This window comes from Halomonas sp. ALS9, assembly GCF_001651035.1.
Taxonomy (GTDB): domain Bacteria; phylum Pseudomonadota; class Gammaproteobacteria; order Pseudomonadales; family Halomonadaceae; genus Vreelandella.
Window position 1 is genome coordinate 1 of the sequence record NZ_LXRG01000233.1, and the last position, 18,418, is coordinate 18,418.

At 52.6% G+C, this 18,418-nt stretch carries 18 protein-coding genes; 16 read left to right on the plus strand and 2 right to left on the minus strand.

What is annotated here, in order from left to right; all coding sequences use genetic code 11:
- Window positions 1-30: 30 nt before the first annotated feature.
- Complete coding sequence (locus A6R74_RS20655; protein WP_064236348.1) at window positions 31-687, minus strand: HAD family hydrolase; 657 nt, start codon at window positions 685-687, stop codon at window positions 31-33.
- Window positions 688-912: 225 nt separating this feature from the next.
- Between A6R74_RS20655 and rppH the strand changes: the two genes are divergently transcribed.
- Entirely contained in the window at window positions 913-1,404 is a 492-nt protein-coding gene (rppH, locus tag A6R74_RS20660; protein ID WP_064236349.1) for an RNA pyrophosphohydrolase, read from the plus strand.
- 102 nt (window positions 1,405-1,506) lie between these two features.
- Window positions 1,507-3,768, plus strand: a complete 2,262-nt coding sequence (ptsP, locus tag A6R74_RS20665) for a phosphoenolpyruvate--protein phosphotransferase (RefSeq protein WP_064236350.1) — start codon at window positions 1,507-1,509, stop codon at window positions 3,766-3,768.
- A gap of 21 nt (window positions 3,769-3,789) precedes the next feature.
- Here ptsP and A6R74_RS20670 read toward each other — a convergent pair whose 3' ends face one another.
- Window positions 3,790-4,590: an NRDE family protein gene (locus A6R74_RS20670; RefSeq protein WP_064236351.1), complete on the minus strand. Its 801-nt coding sequence runs from the start codon at window positions 4,588-4,590 to the stop codon at window positions 3,790-3,792.
- 200 nt (window positions 4,591-4,790) lie between these two features.
- On the opposite strand from A6R74_RS20670, the gene A6R74_RS20675 reads away from it, so the two are divergent.
- From A6R74_RS20675 to A6R74_RS20740, 14 genes are all read left to right on the plus strand, one after another.
- Entirely contained in the window at window positions 4,791-5,978 is a 1,188-nt protein-coding gene (locus A6R74_RS20675; protein WP_064236352.1) for a response regulator, read from the plus strand.
- Between the two features lie 8 nt (window positions 5,979-5,986).
- Window positions 5,987-6,772, plus strand: a complete 786-nt coding sequence (locus A6R74_RS20680) for a sulfite exporter TauE/SafE family protein (RefSeq protein WP_373557068.1) — start codon at window positions 5,987-5,989, stop codon at window positions 6,770-6,772.
- Between the two features lie 83 nt (window positions 6,773-6,855).
- Window positions 6,856-7,644 (plus strand): prolipoprotein diacylglyceryl transferase, encoded by a 789-nt coding sequence (lgt, locus tag A6R74_RS20685; RefSeq protein ID WP_064236354.1) that lies wholly within the window; start codon window positions 6,856-6,858, stop codon window positions 7,642-7,644.
- Window positions 7,645-7,767: 123 nt separating this feature from the next.
- Window positions 7,768-8,067, plus strand: coding sequence for a nucleotidyltransferase domain-containing protein (locus tag A6R74_RS20690; RefSeq protein WP_064236355.1), 300 nt, complete (start codon window positions 7,768-7,770; stop codon window positions 8,065-8,067).
- Window positions 8,068-8,092: 25 nt separating this feature from the next.
- Window positions 8,093-8,578: a hypothetical protein gene (locus tag A6R74_RS20695; RefSeq protein ID WP_064236356.1), complete on the plus strand. Its 486-nt coding sequence runs from the start codon at window positions 8,093-8,095 to the stop codon at window positions 8,576-8,578.
- A gap of 427 nt (window positions 8,579-9,005) precedes the next feature.
- Window positions 9,006-9,824: a thymidylate synthase gene (locus tag A6R74_RS20700; protein WP_064236357.1), complete on the plus strand. Its 819-nt coding sequence runs from the start codon at window positions 9,006-9,008 to the stop codon at window positions 9,822-9,824.
- Window positions 9,821-10,378 carry a dihydrofolate reductase gene (locus A6R74_RS20705; RefSeq protein ID WP_064236358.1) on the plus strand — a complete coding sequence of 186 codons (558 nt, stop codon included), beginning with the start codon at window positions 9,821-9,823 and terminating at the stop codon, window positions 10,376-10,378. Before A6R74_RS20700 ends, A6R74_RS20705 begins: the two co-directional genes overlap by 4 nt.
- Window positions 10,379-10,398: 20 nt before the next feature.
- A complete protein-coding gene (locus A6R74_RS20710) occupies window positions 10,399-11,286 on the plus strand; it encodes a ProQ/FINO family protein (RefSeq protein ID WP_064236359.1) in 888 nt (295 codons plus the stop codon).
- A 264-nt stretch (window positions 11,287-11,550) separates the two neighbouring features.
- Complete coding sequence (locus tag A6R74_RS20715) at window positions 11,551-12,624, plus strand: porin (RefSeq protein WP_064236360.1); 1,074 nt, start codon at window positions 11,551-11,553, stop codon at window positions 12,622-12,624.
- A gap of 226 nt (window positions 12,625-12,850) precedes the next feature.
- Window positions 12,851-13,876 (plus strand): porin, encoded by a 1,026-nt coding sequence (locus A6R74_RS20720; protein ID WP_064236361.1) that lies wholly within the window; start codon window positions 12,851-12,853, stop codon window positions 13,874-13,876.
- A gap of 284 nt (window positions 13,877-14,160) precedes the next feature.
- Entirely contained in the window at window positions 14,161-14,568 is a 408-nt protein-coding gene (locus tag A6R74_RS20725) for a DVU3141 family protein (protein WP_064236362.1), read from the plus strand.
- A gap of 14 nt (window positions 14,569-14,582) precedes the next feature.
- Window positions 14,583-16,289 carry a polysaccharide biosynthesis/export family protein gene (locus A6R74_RS20730; RefSeq protein WP_240488288.1) on the plus strand — a complete coding sequence of 569 codons (1,707 nt, stop codon included), beginning with the start codon at window positions 14,583-14,585 and terminating at the stop codon, window positions 16,287-16,289.
- Window positions 16,290-16,483: 194 nt separating this feature from the next.
- Window positions 16,484-17,296, plus strand: coding sequence for an ABC transporter permease (locus A6R74_RS20735; protein WP_064236364.1), 813 nt, complete (start codon window positions 16,484-16,486; stop codon window positions 17,294-17,296).
- A 3-nt stretch (window positions 17,297-17,299) separates the two neighbouring features.
- Complete coding sequence (locus A6R74_RS20740) at window positions 17,300-18,400, plus strand: hypothetical protein (protein ID WP_064236365.1); 1,101 nt, start codon at window positions 17,300-17,302, stop codon at window positions 18,398-18,400.
- Window positions 18,401-18,418: the final 18 nt, after the last annotated feature.

Here is an 18,418-nt window from a genome sequence, read left to right on the forward strand (position 1 = left end):
CACGATTCACGATTCACGATTCACCACAGACTAATCCCGCAAGCTCATAATCCGCCATTGGCGCTCTTTGGCGATTTCGCGCAGGGTGTCGTCGGGGTCGACGGCGACGGGGTGCTCGACTATTTCTAATAGTGGCAAATCATTGTGCGAGTCGCTGTAGAACCACGCGCCTTCCATAGTCAGGTCTTGACCTTCCAGCCACGTTTCCAAACGGGTGACTTTACCTTCACGGTAGCTGGGAACGCCCGACACGCGGCCCGTATAGCGGCCTTCTTTGACTTCTGGGTTCACCGCGATTAAGTGATCAACGCCTAAACGCTCGGCAATAGGTGCGGTGATAAAGCGGTTGGTAGCGGTGATAATCAGCAACGTGTCGCCTTTGGTGCGGTGGCGCGCCAGTAGCTCTTCCGCTTTAGGCAGAATACTTGGCTCGATTTTGCTGGCCATAAACTGCTGGTGCCAAGCAGAAAGCTGTTCAGGAGAGTTATCGGCCAATGGCTTAAGCGCCACTTCTAAAAAGGCCGCCATATCCAAGTTGCCTGCTTTGTAATCGGCCATGAAGCGATCGTTGGCTTCCCGGTAAGCGACTGGGTCGACGGCGCCTTGTTCGAGTAAAAACTCGCCCCAGGCATGATCGCTGTCGATGGATAGCAGCGTATTATCCAAATCGAAAATGGCCAGACTCACGGCGCTCCCCTTTTCTAGTCAGTGGTAGTAAGCGATTAGTATTGGTGTAAAAAACGCTAGTAAGGCAAATAGCGGACGCGGATTATCGCAGAGTCGCCCGGCCATTCCCACCAGCACTCAGGCTAATACCAAGTAAGCATTCATGACTTAGCGTTATATTGTATTGATACGCTTGTCACCCTTGTGGAAAAATGGGGACAACTGAAAATTTATAAGGTGATGTCCGTGATCGACGCTGACGGCTTTCGCCCCAATGTTGGCATCATCATTGCCAATAGCCAGGGGCAGCTGCTTTGGGCGCGTCGGGTAGGACAAAATGCGTGGCAATTTCCCCAGGGGGGCATCAATGCAAGCGAGACGCCACAACAAGCACTTTTTCGTGAGCTTTACGAAGAGATCGGCCTAACCGCCGACGATGTTGATATTGTTGCCTGCACCCGGGGCTGGCTACGCTACCGTCTGCCACGACGTATGATTCGCACACATTCGCGTCCGGTCTGTATAGGCCAGAAGCAGAAGTGGTTTTTACTTAAAATCCGTTGCCAGGAAAGCCAAATCTGTATGACGGCAACCCCAACCCCCGAATTTGATGGGTGGCGGTGGGTGAGCTACTGGTACCCGCTAGGGCAGGTAGTGCCTTTTAAGCGAGAGGTATATCGGCGCGCGCTACGAGAGTTGTCTCCCCGCGTTCAGCGCCTGGCACAGGATGAAGAATAGGGCGGAAGAAATAGGGTAACAAACCGCTGCCCAAACTAGAGCGGCGGCAGTTTGCCAGGAAATTCCTCAGCGAGGCAAATAATAGTGAAAAGTAAAACGTCCATGCTTGAGGTGTTGCGACGAGTTATTCAGGAAGTGAATGGCGCGCGCAACCTTGAGGCTGCGCTGTCCACGATGGTTCGCCGAATTCGTAAAGCGATGCAGACCGACGTGTGCTCCTTCTATCTTTACGACAAGGAGCTTGAGTCGCTGGTGTTGATGGAGACGATTGGCCTGCGCACTCAAGCAGTAGGTCGTGTCGTACTGCCGTTGGGCGAAGGCTTGGTGGGATTGGTGGCCAAACGCAGCGAGCCGCTTAACCTTGAGGATGCCCAGACGCACCCCCAGTTCCGATATTTTGAAGCCACTGGCGAAGAGCGCTACTCCAGCTTTCTGGGCGTGCCGATTATTCACCAGCGCCACATGCTCGGCGTATTGGTTGTTCAGCAAGCAGAAAAGCGCCGCTACGATGATGAAGACGAAGCCTTCCTGGTCACCATGGCGGCGCAGTTGGCAGGTGTTCTAGCCCACGCATTAGCGACAGGTAACCTGCTGCGCCCGGCGCTTGCCGGTGGGCAAGCAATGTTTAAAGGCGTTGCAGCCTCGCCAGGCATGGCCATGGGGGAGGCGGTGGTGATTACCCCACCCTCTGACCTTAATAGCGTGCCTGACCTCATTCCCAGCGATCAGGACTATGAGGTAGCGCGGTTAAAGGAGGCCATCGGTAAAACGCGTAGCGAAATTCGTGCGGCGGCCGAGCGCTTGGCAAGTCGTATTTCTGCACAAGAGCTGGCGCTGTTCGATGTCTACCAACAAATGTTGGGTGAAGCGGCGCTGGCCGATGAAGTGGAAAAGCGTATTCGTGAAGGGCAGTGGGCACCAGGCGCATTGGCCGACGTAGTCCGCCGCCACGTGCAGTACTTAGAGCGAGTCGACGATAACTACCTGCGTGAGCGGGCGGCGGATATTCGTGATCTGGGCCGCCGGGTGCTTGCCCATCTGCAAGAAGATACGCCCTCTACGCCGGAAACCTATCCCGATAACGCCATTTTGGTCGGTGATGAAATCAGCGTGGCCATGCTGGGTGAAGTGCCACGCGATAAGCTAAAAGGGCTGGTCTCGGTACGTGGCTCCAGCACGTCCCACGTAGCGATTGTGGCCCGCGCCATGGGCATTCCTACGGTGCTGGGCATGGTGGATTTGCCACTGCCGCGGCTAGGCGGTGCACCGGTTGTTCTGGACGGCCACCGTGGCCGGCTGTTTGTACGCCCCTCACCTGAACTTACGGCGCGTTATGAAAGTCTGATCGCCGAAGAAGAGGCGCTCAGCGAACTGCTTGAGCACGAACAGGATCTGCCCAGCGCCACCCCCGACGGCCACATCATGCCGCTAATGGTCAATACCGGGCTGGCGGTCGATGCCACCGCGCTGTTGAAAAGCCGCATCGGTGGAGTGGGGCTCTACCGCACCGAAGTGCCGTTTATGATTACCGAACGTTTCCCCGGCGAAAAAGAGCAAACCAAGCTCTATCGTGACCAGCTCGAAGGCTTTGCACCGCTGCCGGTGGTGATGCGCACGCTGGATATTGGCGGTGACAAAGACCTGCCCTATTTCCCGATTGAGGAGGCCAATCCGTTTTTAGGCTGGCGCGGTATGCGCGTCACCCTGGATCACCCGGAAGTGCTGATGGTGCAGCTGCGCGCCATGCTCAAAGCTTCTATCGACCTGGATAACCTCTACGTTCTGTTCCCGATGATCACCAACGTCGAAGAGGTCGATGAAGCCCTGCGCCTGCTGGATCGTGCGATTCTAGAACTGGGCGAAGAGGGCATTACTGTCATCAGGCCCCAGGTGGGCGTAATGATCGAAGTGCCCGCCACTATTTACCAAATGGACGCGCTAGCAAAACGAGTCGACTTCTTCTCCGTGGGCAGCAACGACCTAACCCAGTACTTACTAGCGGTAGATCGCAACAACCCGCGCGTATCGAGCCTTTACGATGCGCTGCACCCGGCGCTGCTCGGTGCTCTACTAGAGCTTTCCACGGATGCCAGGCGACTCAATAAGCCCATTTCACTGTGCGGTGAATTGGCCGGCGACCCGGCCGGGGCGCTGCTGCTCATGGCCATGGGCTTTACCAGTCTCTCCATGAATGCGCCCAGCCTGCCCAAAGTGCGTGCGGCTATTCGCCGAGTACCGTTTGGCGATGCCGAGAAACTGCTCAAAGAAGTGATGGAACTGGATACACCTGCCCAGGTGCACACCCATTTAGAGGGGCGTATGGATGAGTGGCAGCTGTCGCATTTGATGCCACCCCGTGACTAGGCCTTGCACAGTCAACAGACTCTAAGGCATTGATGCTAGCGAATCGCTGGGCAGCGCAAGGGTGGTTTCACCCTCAAAGCGACCCAGCGGCCCGAAGCGTTGTTCGGTAATCTTGATATGCCCTTGGCTGTCTAGGGTTAGCCACGAAGTGGCACGGGTGCCATAGCGCTCGCCAACAATAAACGCTGCCGAAAGCTGGCGCTCCAATTCAAGGCCAACGCCGGTATTCGGTAATGCCTCGACAGCCGCTTCTTGCGGGTTTTGCATTGCGCGCTGAACCGCGTTTGGCCATGCCTGCAAGTGACCCTGTTGCAAAATAGCGTGCTCAAGTGCCCCACGTACATGTAATAGCTTTGGCCAGGGGGAGTTGAGGTCGGCGTTGGACAATCCATGTACGCCCGGGGGCACCTCGCTGAGAGCCAAGCGTTCTCGGCCCCGGTGCAAGTGCCAAAGCCGCGTTGGTGTCGCGACTAATAAGTTAAAGCCTGCATAACGCAACGCCTCTCCCTGGCTAAGCTCGCTTAACCATGCTTCAATATCGTTACACTGTAGGGCATTAGCGACCAATTCGCCGCGGCTCGGAGCGCCGGGTGGCACACTTAATTGCACGTCACGCACATTGGTTAATGTGGCCACTACACCGCCACGCTTGGCCGCCAGCCATGAGCCACCGGCCTCTAAATCGCGCCCACCGACAACGTCAGGGCTATCTCGCCAGTGATCCATTGGCGCAGTGGGGCGAGCATAAAACTCATCACGGTTACCCATCAGCCGCAAAGGCGTGGGCGTGCCGGGTTGCCAAGCAAACGATATTAAACACATAACAAACTCATAGAAGAAAAGGGTGGAAAGCGTTCAACGCAAGCGCTGCATGACAGTAACGAAATGTAGACGTACACTTACATCAGTATCATATTTGTAGCATAAATCCTCACACAGAAAAGTGTGAGTGTCGGCAGTTCGTGCAAAGTTTAAAGCGGTCACGTTATCAGCGGCCATGTGATCAACAGGAAGGCGAGATCATGCAACGTTATCAAAGGGAGCACTTTTGGAACGCCATTGTTTGGCCTCTGCTATGGCCACTGCTGCTAGTGCAAGCTGCTTTAGTTGTGCTTTGCCTGATAGTCGGCGCCATGATGTGGTGGATGTCGCCAAGTAACGCCTCCTGGAGCACCATGCTGTGGTTAATGGCAGCCCTGCTGATTGGCAGTAGCTTGAATGTCTGCGCTTTTCTTATGCTGGTTAAAACACGCGCTCGGCATAAAGACGCCCGTTTTATGCAAGAACTCACCGAACTTGAGCGCCATAGTCAGGCTCTGTGTACCACCGCAGCGCGTGCACTCCCCGAGCATAAATGCTCCCCGCCGGATGCCGCCGACGAATCTCATCTGCCCCTCCAGCGGCTGGCCAGCGTTAATGAAGTACTCGCCGGTCTTGAGCGTTGTATGCATTGCTCGCAAGTAGCCAGCGCCGCTACCAAAAACACGCGGCAGGAGCATGAACAATCCCTGTTGGACGATCTTCAGCACCAGCAACGCCAGCTCAAACACTTGATGGCTGGCCGAGAAAGGGCGCGGGAAGAGTCGCGTTTGAAATCAGGCTACCTAACGCTACTGCAGCATGAAACAGACAACTTGTTAGACCACTTAAACGCCATGGCTGATAAAGAAATTACCGATAATTGTCGGCAAAATGTCATGGAAGTATACGAACACGTGTCGGATATCCGTGCACTATTGACCAATCTCGTTCAGCAAGGTGATGGGATCGGTGAGGCTGGAAGTGATGGCGAGCGTGCCGCGCTGCAGCGCAATTTGCGTGTACTGGTTGTCGACGATGGACCAGTGAATTTGATGCTAGCCCGGCAAATGCTGGAGACTCAAGGCCTGCGGGTAGAAGGTGTTAGCAGCGGCGAGCAGGCGCTGGAGCGCCAACAAAGCACTAACTTTGACCTGGTATTCATGGATATCTTTATGCCCATCCTGGACGGGCTTGAAACCTCTCGGCGCTGGCGCGAGTTCGAGCGAAACCGTGGTGGCAACCAAAGCGTGCTGGTTGCACTAACGGCCAATGCAGACAATGCCGGGCGCGATGCCTGTCTAGCCGCTGGCATGGATGACTTACTTGCCAAACCGTATCAACCCGAAACCCTGCTTAAAATGATTACTCACTGGTTTCCAGGCACGATTAAATCGACTCCCCCTGAATGACCATGGTCATGACGTTATTGATTTACCTAGCTCTAGGGGCCGTCGCAGGCACAATGGCCGGTGTGTTTGGCGTGGGCGGTGGGCTTATTATTGTTCCCGTGTTGGTGTTTGCGTTTGGGCTGCAAAACATCGCCTCAGAAATTATCATGCATTTAGCCATTGGCACCTCCCTCGCCACCATCCTTGTCACCGGTTCATCCTCAACCCTGGGCCATTTCCGTCGAGGCAGCATTCACCGTGCATGGCTTAAAGCACTGCTGCCAGGGTTGGTATTAGGTGCCGTCGCCGGAGTGTTTGTTGCCGACAATCTCTCCGGCTCGTCGCTGGGAACTATGTTTGGCATCTTCGTTCTACTCATTGCCGCCAAAATGGTGTTTGGTTTAACGCCCAAGCCCGGCAGTGTCGCGCCAGGCAACTGGGTAATGGCGCTGGCGGGTGTCGCAATTGGCGCTGTTTCAGCGCTGTTTGGAATTGGCGGCGGTGCCATGACGGTGCCGCTGCTCTCGCGCTGCGGTGCCAGCATGACCCAGGCGGTGGGCACAGCTGCGGCAGTAGGGCTGCCTATTGCGCTGGTGGGAGCGCTGGCGTTTATCGTGGTGGGGTGGGGAAATCCCCTGCTACCTGCCTGGGCGACTGGCTTTGTTATGTGGCCTGCGTTCTTCAGTATTGTTATCACCAGCGTTCCATTTGCCCGCTTAGGCGTTAAACTTGCCCACGTTTTGCCTGCCCATGCGCTACGGCTCTCCTTCGCGCTACTGTTGGCGGTGGTAGGGATTCGCTTCCTGCTCTCCTAGCCGGGGAGTATTTGGCTTGTTGAGTGGGCGCTTTCAACGCTTCGTAAATGAACAATTTCCTTTGGTCAGATTAGAGAGTGTAAATGATTAATTACCCGACGATTGACCCAGTGGCTATCTCCTTGGGGCCGCTGCAAGTCCATTGGTATGGTCTGATGTATGTAGTGGGGTTTGTCGCCGCCTGGTGGCTTGGCTGTCGGCGTGCATCGCGTATCGGCCTCAATAATGATGATATCGGTGATTTGCTCTTCTACTGTGCAATCGGTGTCGTTGCCGGTGGGCGCTTAGGGTACGCGCTGTTCTACGGACTAGGGCAGTGGATGTCTGACCCACTGTGGATTTTCCGCGTATGGGATGGCGGCATGAGCTTCCACGGCGGCCTACTCGGCGTATTGCTCGCCGCCTGGATATTCGCCCGGCGCAAACAGCTGGCATTCCTAACGCTCACCGATTTTATCGCCCCGTTGGTTCCGATTGGCTTAGGCGCCGGGCGCATCGGTAACTTTATAAATCATGAGTTACCAGGCCGCATAACCTCGCTGCCCTGGGGGATGCCGTTTCCCGGCATGGGCGCTGAACCGCGCCACCCATCAGCGCTCTATGAGGCGTTATTAGAAGGCGTCGTGCTGTTTGCCATTCTCTGGTGGGTCTCCGCCAAGCCGACAGCGCGCGGCTTTTTATCCGGGCTATTCTTAATCGGCTACGGTGTATTCCGCTTTATGGTCGAGTTTGTCCGCATGCCCGACGCCCACATCGGCTTTATCGCCTTCGGCTGGGTCACCATGGGCATGCTGCTCACCCTGCCGATGATCGCACTGGGCTTCATTATTATTGCCTGGTCACGCTCCCAGCCAGTGGATGTTAAGGTTTGATGGGGGCAGAGAGCCTTGCCTGATCCAGTTGGAAATAGCGTTATAATGCCAGTGTGTCACTAGAGCCTGTTGGGTAATAGCTGTGCACGATAAAGCCAAATTGAGTTGGTACAGAGGTGTGGTATGAGACTCAGTGAAGAGCAAAAAGCGATTGTAAAGCAGGTAGGTCGCGAAGTTTTTGGTAAAAATGTTCAGCTTGCGCTCTTTGGTTCCCGCTTAAACGACCATCTCAAGGGTGGGGATATTGACATTTTAGTCAAGAGCGATGAGCCAATGACGGGCAAAATGATCAAGATGTTGACCATGACGGCTCGGTTACAGATGCGCCTGGGTGACCAGCCAATCGACATATTGATTTATGATCCAGAAACACCCTTGTCACCTGTGTATGAGGAAGCGCTTACTAACGGAGAGCTAATATGAGGGTCTTCTTCCGGTTGAGCGCTTCGTGTCTACGCTTAACGTAGTAAAGCGCGAAGGGGATCATTTAACATACAGTTGGCTTACGCTATTTGCTGAAGAAAAGCTGATTACCCAAACATGGGTAGAGACGTTAGATGATCAGCCACAAGAAGCGGTTTTCTTAGAAGCATTCGTTTCCAGGTTTGGCCGAATGCAAGATACGCTAGCCGACAAGTTATTACCTCGCTGGTTACAGGCGCTTGCGGAAAAACCGGGCAGTCAAATTGAAACACTTAATCGGGCTGAACGCTTAGGCGTAGTAAACAGTGTTGAAGGGTGGTTGATTGCCAGAAAACTTCGTAACCAGTTGGTTCATGAGTACATGGAAAATGCTCGCGAGTTTGCAGAAGCGATCAATATTGCGCGAGATTCGAGTCTGATGCTTTTGAGCACCTATAATCAGCTTCATCATTATGCAGAAAATAAAATGTTGTTAACTGAGCTTCCTGGACTGTTAAATTTGCCTAATTAGTAGGCTGAAGCTGTTTGGGGTAAGTTCACGCCCGCGGGAGCAGCGCGAAGCGGTGCCGGGTTTGGCTCGTGCAGGCAAGGTTGGTTGGGTGCCACCAGGCGTCGTTCCGCCGCCACCCGCGGGTGCCTCATTCGCTCGTACCTCGCGAGATTCGTTACCACGCGCTACGGTTTGTGCACTCACTCTATTTCGGTGGTGTGATTACGTGCCACGGCCACGTTCATAATGTGCACACTCCCTTTGAACCCCCATGCTTCATGTGCATGCGAGATTTAGTAGCGCGTGGTAAGCCTCAGGCGCACCCGCGGGAGCAGCGCGAAGCGGTGCCGGGCTTAACTGGATAACGCTAACAGGCCAGCACCGCTAGACCGGGCAGCTATGGGCGCCTAGAATAAACCGCTACACCGCCCGTTAACTTGGAAATTCTGTGACTGCTACAACGCCCGCGCTTGAACAGCCTTATTTAGACTTGATGCAAACCGTTCTGGAGCATGGCGTTGACCGCCACGACCGTACAGGTGTTGGCACGCGCTCCGTGTTTGGCCATCAAATGCGCTTCGACTTATCGCGAGGCTTTCCGCTACTGACCACCAAAAAACTCCACCTGCGCTCAATCATTCACGAACTCCTGTGGTTCCTGAAAGGCGATACCAACATCGCCTACTTAAAAGAGAACGGTGTGCGGATCTGGGACGAGTGGGCGGATGAAAACGGTGACCTAGGCCCCGTTTACGGCTACCAGTGGCGCAGTTGGCCCGACCCCAAAGGCGGCAGCGTTGACCAAATTGCTAAAGTGCTTGGCCAAATTCGCACCTCGCCCCAGTCGCGCCGGCTGATTGTCTCGGCCTGGAACCCGGCCCAGGTCGATGAAATGCAGCTCCCGCCTTGCCATTGCCTATTTCAGTTTTATGTTGCCAATGGAAAACTGTCGTGCCAGCTTTATCAGCGCAGCGCTGACATTTTCCTCGGCGTGCCGTTCAATATCGCCAGCTACGCCTTGCTGCTAACCATGGTCGCTCAAGTGACCGGTCTGCAGCCGGGTGAATTTATCCACACCCTCGGCGATGCCCATCTTTACAGTAATCACCTTGATCAGGCCAAAGAGCAGTTGTCGCGCACACCCAAGGAAGCGCCTAAGCTGGTGCTTAACCCCGAAATAGACGACCTGTTTGCATTCCGTTTTGAAGACATTCACATTGACGCTTATGAGGCGCACCCGCACATAAAAGCCGAGGTGGCGGTATGAGCCAGCAAAACGATATGAGTAACCAAAACGGCGCTTTCGACTCCCTAGTGCCGGTCGCAATGATCGTTGCCATGGCTAAAAATCGAGTGATCGGTGTAGACGGCAAGTTACCCTGGTACCTGCCTGAAGATTTAAAGTTCTTCAAACGCATTACTCAAGCAAAACCGCTGGTGATGGGGCGTAAAACCTATGCCTCCATTGGCAAGCCACTGCCCAATCGGCTTAATGTCGTCGTCACCCGCAACGCCGAGTTTTCTCATGAAGGCATACGCGTGTGCCACGACCTGCCTGCAGCGCTAGAACTAGCCGACCAGCATGCCACCATTGAGGCGGCAGAAGAGATCATGGTAATGGGAGGCGGTGAAATTTACCGCCAGGCGTTACCCTTTGCCCAACGGCTGTACATAACGGAAGTGGACATCGACGTAGAGGGCGACGCAACGTTTCCTGACTTCGACCCCAACGAGTGGCGAGAAGTACAGCGCGTAGCGGGGCAGCCAGCAGAAGGGCAGCCAAGCTATGATTTTGTCGTCTACGAGCGCATCGCCGACTGAAAAGGGCAAAGGAGAAGGCTATGGCCGCCAGCTTAATGAATATGCTAGATGACTTAGAAACGCGTCTTGAACGCACACAAGCTGAGCTACTGGCCCTGCGTGAGGAAAACCAGCGGCTAAAGCAGCAATTGGCGCAGAAAGATGCCCAAGCGCAAAGCGTGCCAAGCTCTGAGCCCGCGGCTACAATAAAAGCTGACACATCTAGTGAAGTGGCTTTTGGCACACAGCCCTTGGAAGCATCGTCCTTGGAAACATCGTCCTTGGAAGCACCGTCCTTGGAAGCACCGTCCTTGGAAGCACAGCCCCTCAACACACAAGCACTTGACGTTCCGGTACCTGAAAAGAGTGCATCTGACGAAACTGTTCCTTTCGAAGCTGTCTCTGTCGAAGCTGCCTCTGTCGAAGCTGACCCTGTTGAAGCTACTCCTGCTGAAACGGCCAAAGCACCTTCACCGCATGCCCTGCTTAATCAATGGTACGAGCGATACCCCAAAGCGTTCTTTAAGGGGCATACCAAACCGCTGAAAATAGGTATCCACCAAGAGCTTGCTGAGCGTGAAGAGTGGCCCAATAAGCTGATTCGTCGCGCCTTGGCCAACTATGTGAACCTGCCGCGCTATATAAAAGCAGTGCGAGAGGGTGCAGAACGGGTAGATTTGGATGGCCAGTCCGCTGGCAAAGTCGATAAAGAAGCAGCACTTCATGCGTCACAAAAACGCGGTGATCAGAAAGTAGTTGGGCAGCCCAAAAAAGCGCAATCTAATTCGTCGCCTGCTGCTAAAAAGCCCCGTATAGTGGCTCCTAAGCAGCATGAAGTAGAACATGAAGTAAAAAAAGCTGAGCCGCGTAAACCGCTTAGCATGGAAGACAAATTGTTAGACCTGCAGCAGAAATTTAAAGGCCGCTGAGACCAACCCTGGCGGCAGGGGTTCCATAAAAAAGCACAATTAGTAAAAAAACACTGTTTTTTTCTATTGCGTTCCCTGGAGTCCCGGTATAGAGTTTGTTCTGCGAGCATTGGACTATAACAAGGCTTAGTTGAGGACATGCCGCATACCACCGGGAAAAACCGGCGGATGGCAAAAGAGCATGGCCCGCAAAAGCCAACTGCCAGCTTATTAAGAGCTGAGCAGCAACGATCGAAACAGTATACGAGTTAAGGAACTTACATCATGAAAAAAACACTTTTAGCGACTGCTATCGTTGGTGCCCTGGGTGCCTCAGCTGCAGCACAAGCTGCAACTGTTTATGACCAAGACGGTACCAAGCTGGACATTTATGGCCGTATCGCCATGGGTGTTGCTGGTGGCGGCTCTGAATTCAATAACGCTGGTCAGAAAATTGATGACGGCGCTGAGTTCGTAGACGTTTATTCACGTCTTGGCTTGCGCATGAGCCACGAAGTTTCTCGCGACCTGACTGCTTTTGGTCGTCTTGAGTGGCGTTTCGATGGTGACGAGCGTACTGGCCCTAGCGGTAACGGCAATACCGGCTTTAAAGAAGTTCGTCAGAGCTACCTCGGCCTGCAAAGCGACCAGTTCGGTACTTTCCAAGCGGGTAACTTCGATAGCTTCTACAACCAGTTCGTTTCTCTGCCGTTCGATGTTTACATCGACCGTGGTTTTGAATTCGCTGGTCACCCGAAGCAGTCACGTGGCGACTCAATCGGTTACTACACACCTGATCTGAGCGGCTTCACTGCTTACCTGCAAGCTAAGCACTACAGCGAGCGCGGTCTAACTGAAGCTCAGCAATCTTCTGAAGGTGAAGTTGTTGCAGCACAGGGTGGCGTTCGTTATGCACAAGGTCCTGTTACCATCGGTTTAGGCTTTGTTGATGACGTTCAGCGTGGCGGCGGTAACGGCGAAGTGATGTACGGCCTGATCGGTTCTTACGACTTCACAGACCAGTTCTCTGCACGTCTGGGCTATGAAGCTCGTGACAACAACGACAGCTACGCTCTTCGTGGTGCAAACGACGAAAACGGCTACGACAAAGTCGGCCTGGGTGGTACTTTCACCACTGGTCCTTGGGCATTCACTGCTGACTACTACAACGTAGATCGTGACAGTGGCCTGGACGACAGTAACGCATGGGCGCTTGGTTCTTACTACAAAGTTTCCAGCAGCTTCGATGTGTTCCTAGAGCTAGCTGACGGCGACGCGCCGACTGTTGATCGTGACGTTACCCTTGGTGACCTGACCGACGACGTATACTGGCTGACAGGCGCTCGTTACCACTTCTAAGCTTGGTTTAAACACCATGCTTGAAAGGTAACTGCCTAGCAGAACCAAATAGAACCGGCCTCTTAGAGGCCGGTTTTTTTTGGCTCATCGATTGCCTTTTCTGTAGTTAATACAAATAAGAACGTTTTTCCTTTAATAATAACTTGATATTGTATAACATTATTCCGCTGCGCAGCTGAGTAGCTAAAGCAGCCAATAAAATTAGCGTATCAAGGGATTATTTCTAATGCAGAAGAAGCAGTTGGCAGTGGCGGTAGCAAGCCTGTTAAGTATCTCCTCGGCTCAAGCCACAACGCTTTATGATCAGGATGGCACGAAGCTGGATATTTATGGACGTATTTCCATGGGTATTGCAGGCGGTGGGCCTGAGTTTAATAGCGCAGGAAATAAAGTTAATGACGGCGCTGAATTTGTTGATGTTTACTCCCGTCTTGGGTTTCGAATGAGCCACAAAGTTACTTCAGACCTTAACGCCTTTGGGCATTTGGAGTGGCGCTTTACCGGCGACGAGCGAAACACTAACCAAGGTTTCAACGAAATTCGTCAGAGCTATATCGGCTTGGCGAGCAAACAGTACGGTACGTTGCTGGCAGGTAATTTTAATAGCATGTACTCCCAGTTTGTCTCAATGCCCTTTGATGTTTATCAAGACCGCGGCTTGCTGTTTAAATCATCGGGTCTGCAGTCCTGGGGTGACTCGCTTGCCTATTACACGCCTGAGCTAAACGGTTTCACCTCTTTCCTACAAGTTAAACACTACAGCGAGCGCGGATTAACGGCTGCGGAACAGAGTAGTGAAGGCGATGTAACCGCTGCTCAGGGCGGCGTTCAGTACCAGCAGGGGGCTTTAAAGGTCGGGTTTGGCGCAGTTGAAAACGTAGTGCGTGGCGGTGGTAGCGCAAACGGCGAAATGCTTTATGGCCTTATCGGCTCATACTCACTATCTGATCAGCTATCAATGCGCTTAGGTATCGAAACTCAAGACAACAGCGATACCTATGGCGGCGGGTTCGAGACGGTAGGCCTGGGTGGTACTTACTCCACTGGGCCCTGGGCATTTACCGCAGATTACTACAACGTAGACCGCGACGACGGTGAAGAGAGCAACGCTTGGGCCGCGGGGGCTTACTATAAGATTTCCAGTGCATTTGATGTGTTCGTGGAGCTAGCGGATGGTGATGCGCCTAGCATGCGAAAAGAAAGTACGGCAGACCGGACGTATTGGCTGACAGGAGCGCGATATCATTTCTAATATTGCGCTAAAGCATTAAAAAAAATTTGTTTATATTGAAACGGTCTCATCAATGTGGCCGTTTTTTTTGGATTTTCAACGGCCGCAATGTTCACACGAAGAATGAATAAGCTGTACAGTCTTTGTCTATGTAGAGCCGCTGGCTGTATTCCCCTACAATGGGGCGCTGGCAAAAACGCGTTGCGCTTGTGCCATCCACTTTCATCCACCCAGAGAAAGTAGGGCAAGGGAATACGCCCGTTATAATCCCTGGGCGGTAGCGTGCCTTTTATTTGGAAATAATGATGTCGACACCTCAACGTTTACCCGTGATGCGAGCTCGTATGCTGTTGGCGGTGCTTAGTGCTGCCATTTTAAGCGGCTGCGCTTCCTATCCATCAAGCAACACGCAGCAAGAAGCGCAATACGTACTTAATAATGATCCAGCCACATTGATACAGAATGAAAGTCTCAATGGGTTTTTAGCCCAGGCGCCTGCTGGCGGCATTATCAATGTTGCCAGTACTCCATGGGGCAATGGTGTTGAGATCGTCGCCGATGCCGCCTATCTAGCTGCCAGTGGTCGTGAGTGCCGCAAACTCAAAGTGGTTGCTGCAGGTAACAGCAATGCCCGTACCGCGTTAGTGTGTAAAACGCCTGATGGCTGGGTAGACCAACGGGTTGTCATCGAAACCACAGAAGGGCGTTACTAATGCGAGCTGCCAACATGCTGAAACGTTTACAGGTTACCCGCCCACTGGCCATTATCTCTACAGCGCTGATTGGGAGCTGCATAACGACGCTGACATGGGCGCAAGCAATAAGCTTGCCGGACTCCATTCTTCCCAATGAACAGGTGAGCCAGCAGGAACAAGTAAATGATACGCCAAGAGCAGATTGGCGCAGCGGAACGGTAGGGCCAGTTGTATCAGCACCTCAAGACCCGGATGTGTTGCCGCCTTTTGGCGCCAATCTGTTCAGCGGCGGTTTCCGTGGTGCGATGGGAGATGGCCTTAATCCAGATTACCGCATTAAGCCTGGTGACCAAGTCACTGTTCGTGCTTGGGGAGCATTTGAATTTGACCGTGTCCTACCCGTTGATGCCCAGGGCAATATTTTTATTCCCGGCTCTGGCCCTCTCAACGTAGAAGGGCAAAACAGCCAGGAAGTGGATGGTAGCGTTCGCCAAGCCATTACCTCGGTATACCCTGATAACGTAGAGGTATACACCAATCTTCAAGGTGTTCAGCCGGTGGCGGTGTATGTAACCGGGTATGTCGAAAACCCAGGGCGCTACGCAGGAACGCCAAACGATTCACTGCTCTATTTTTTAGATCAGTCAGGCGGCATTGATCAGGACTTGGGTAGTTACCGACAAATCCGTGTCATCAGAGACGGTCGCGATGTGGCAACTGTCGATCTCTATGATTTCTTGATCAACGGCAACATTCCTCGCCCACAATTTAAGGATGGCGATACCATCGTTGTAGAAGAGCGCGGGCCGGCGATCGCTGTTGGTGGTGACGTTCACCGAGAGTATCGTTATGAGATGACAGGCAGCACTTTGAGCGGTGCTGAGCTAGTGAATTTGGCACGGCTAAGGAGTGGCGTTTCGCACGTGTTGCTTCGTGGTGATCGTGAAAGTGGGCCTATCGCTCAATACTTCCCCATCGATATGTTTTACGGCCAAACGATACGCAGCGGCGATGAGGTTCTCTTCAGTGCCGATAAGCGAAGCGAAACCATTGTTGTTGAAGTGGAGGGGAGCTACTACGGCCCATCACGCTACGCTTTACCTCGTGATGCCCGTCTAAGCGAACTGTTGGACGCCATTGCCGTACCGGAAAACATGACGGCCGTAGAGAGCATTTCCCTACGCCGGGAAAGTGTTAAAGAGCAGCAGGCGCAGTCCCTTGAAGACAGCCTACGTCGCCTAGAAACCACCTACCTAGGTGCATCCTCAAGCACAAACGAAGAAGCGCAGATTCGAGTACAAGAAGCCGAACTGATTCAAAACTTTATTCAACGTGCCAGCGAATTAGAGCCCAGTGGCCGTTTGGTGGTCGCCTATAACGATCGTATTTCTGATATACGCTTGCAGGACGGCGATGTAGTCACTATTCCAGAAGTCAGTGACTCCATGCTGATCAGTGGTGAAGTGCTGGTGCCCCAAGCGGCTGTCTACCGGCCAGGCATGAACGTGATCGATTACATTGAAAGCGCCGGCGGCTTCACTGAGCGTGCCGATGACGATCACATTCTTGTAGTACGCCAGAACGGTGCGGTTGAAAACGCCCGTAACGTGAACCTGCGCCCAGGCGATGAAATCCTCGTCATGCCCGCTGCACCCACGCATAACCTGCAGCTAGCCTCAACGCTCACGCAAATCCTCTACCAGATTGCCGTAGCCACCAAAGTAGCGGTTGATTTGTAATAGTGGTGAGTGGTGAGTGGTGAGTGGTGAGTGGTGAGTGGTGAGTGGTGAAGAGAAGAGTAAATCGACTTTTTTGTAGCGCGGCGTAAGCGTTAGCGCACCCGCGACCCGGCGGAAATGGTGGTGTATCCACTATTTCCGCCGTCACACAATGCGCAGGAACACACTTTGTATTTCTCTGAAGAAGTAGCGCTATGGATAATGTAAACGGCGGCCCACGGCGGAGCACACGAACACCGTGGCAAGTCACGCGTAGTGTGTGGTATGCCATGTTTATGCGCGAAGCCATTTCGCGCACCATGTCGGATCGTATGGGCTGGTTTTGGATGGTTTTTGAGCCGATAGCTTTCGGCGGAATCATGATAGCCATTAGGAGTTTTATAAGTAGTGATAGGCTAGTATTAAATGCCTCATTCATACCTTGGCTAATTGCTGGCTTATTAGGTTTTTCACTTGCTAGAGAAGGAATGTTACGTGGCATGGGGGCGGTAGAGTCTAATAATGCTCTTTTTACATATCGGCAAGTACAGCCTGTGGATCCTGTGATAGTACGTAACTTTCTTGAGGGAATGTTACGTAGTTTTATTTTTCTAATTTTTATTGCAGGTGGGTTAATGCTTGGGCTCGATATGTATCCTGACAACCCAGTTGGAGCTATGACTGCTTGGTTTTCTTTATGGAGCCTTGGTTTGGGATTGGGTCTTGTGGCTTCTGTGACTGCAACTTTAGTTCCTGAAGTTGGAAAAGTTATTCGTATGTTGTCTTTGCCACTGATGATTATTTCCGGAGTTATATTTCCACTTAATCAGTTGCCTCATTGGTTATTAGAATACTTAATGATTAATCCGATACCTCATGGGCTTGAAATGCTTAGGTTAGGTTTTTTTGAAAATTATAGAACAATCCATGGTACCAGTATGACTTACCTGTGGCTTGTAACGCTTACGTTAAATGCATTGGGGCTATTAATGCACCTGCGCTTTGCTGATCGATTGAAGGCACAATAAACTATGCAACGTTCTTTTCGTCATTTTGTTAAAAAATCGCCACACTGGGCCGTGGCGATAATCGCGATTGCTTTGGTCTCGTTTTATTGGTTTGTATGGGCAGAAGACCGCTATGTATCAAGAGCCACGGTAGTGCTTGAAAGCCCTCAGGTCGCTACGCCGGAATTTAGCCTGTCGTCAATTATGGGCGGTGGTAGCGGCGGAAATACCCACGATTTATTACTGCTGCGCGAGCACTTACTCTCAGTGGATATGCTCCGCCTACTGGATGATCAGCTCAATTTTCGTGAACACTATACCGAGCATGGAGATATTTTCGCCAAGCTGCATAACCGCGATGCCCCAATTGAGGATCTGCACAAATACTACCTGCGTCGTGTAGAGATAGAGCTGGATGAGTATGCAGGTGTATTGAATATCCATGTGCAAGCGTATACGCCTGAGTTTGCCCATGAAGTGGCCACGCTGCTACTTGAAGCAGGTGAAGACCACATGAATGAAATGGGGCACCGTCTAGCAGATGAACAGGTGAAATTTTTAGAACAGCAAATGGTACGTCTTGAAGAACGCTTTGAAGAGACCCGCGGCAAGCTGCTTGAATTTCAAAACCAATACGGCTTGGTTTCACCCACCGCAACGGTTGAAAATATTAACCAAGTGGTAGCAACGCTTGAGGCTGACTTAGCCCGTCTGCAAGCGCAGCGCAGCGCATTAGCTAGCTTCCAAAGCTCTCAATCTTCAGAGTTGCGCCAGGTCGAACGCAATATCTCAGCGTTACGTGATCAAATTATTGAACAGCGTGATCGAATAGCCCAAGCATCCGGCGACTCGCTAAACAGTGTTTCAGCGCAATATGAAACATTAGAGCTGCAAGCACAGTTCGCTCAGGAAACCTACTCCAGTGCGCTGGCGGCGTTAGAAAACACGCGTTTAGAAGCCGCTCGCCAGCTCAAGCAGGTAAGCATACTGCAAAGCCCCTTGTTCCCAGAGTATCCCACAGAACCTAACCGGCTCTACAACAGCAGCGTCTTCGCCATCATCACCATCTTCCTTGCCTTTATCTTCAGCATGCTGATGATGATCATCAAGGATCACCGGGATTGAGGTTGGGGTGAATGGTGA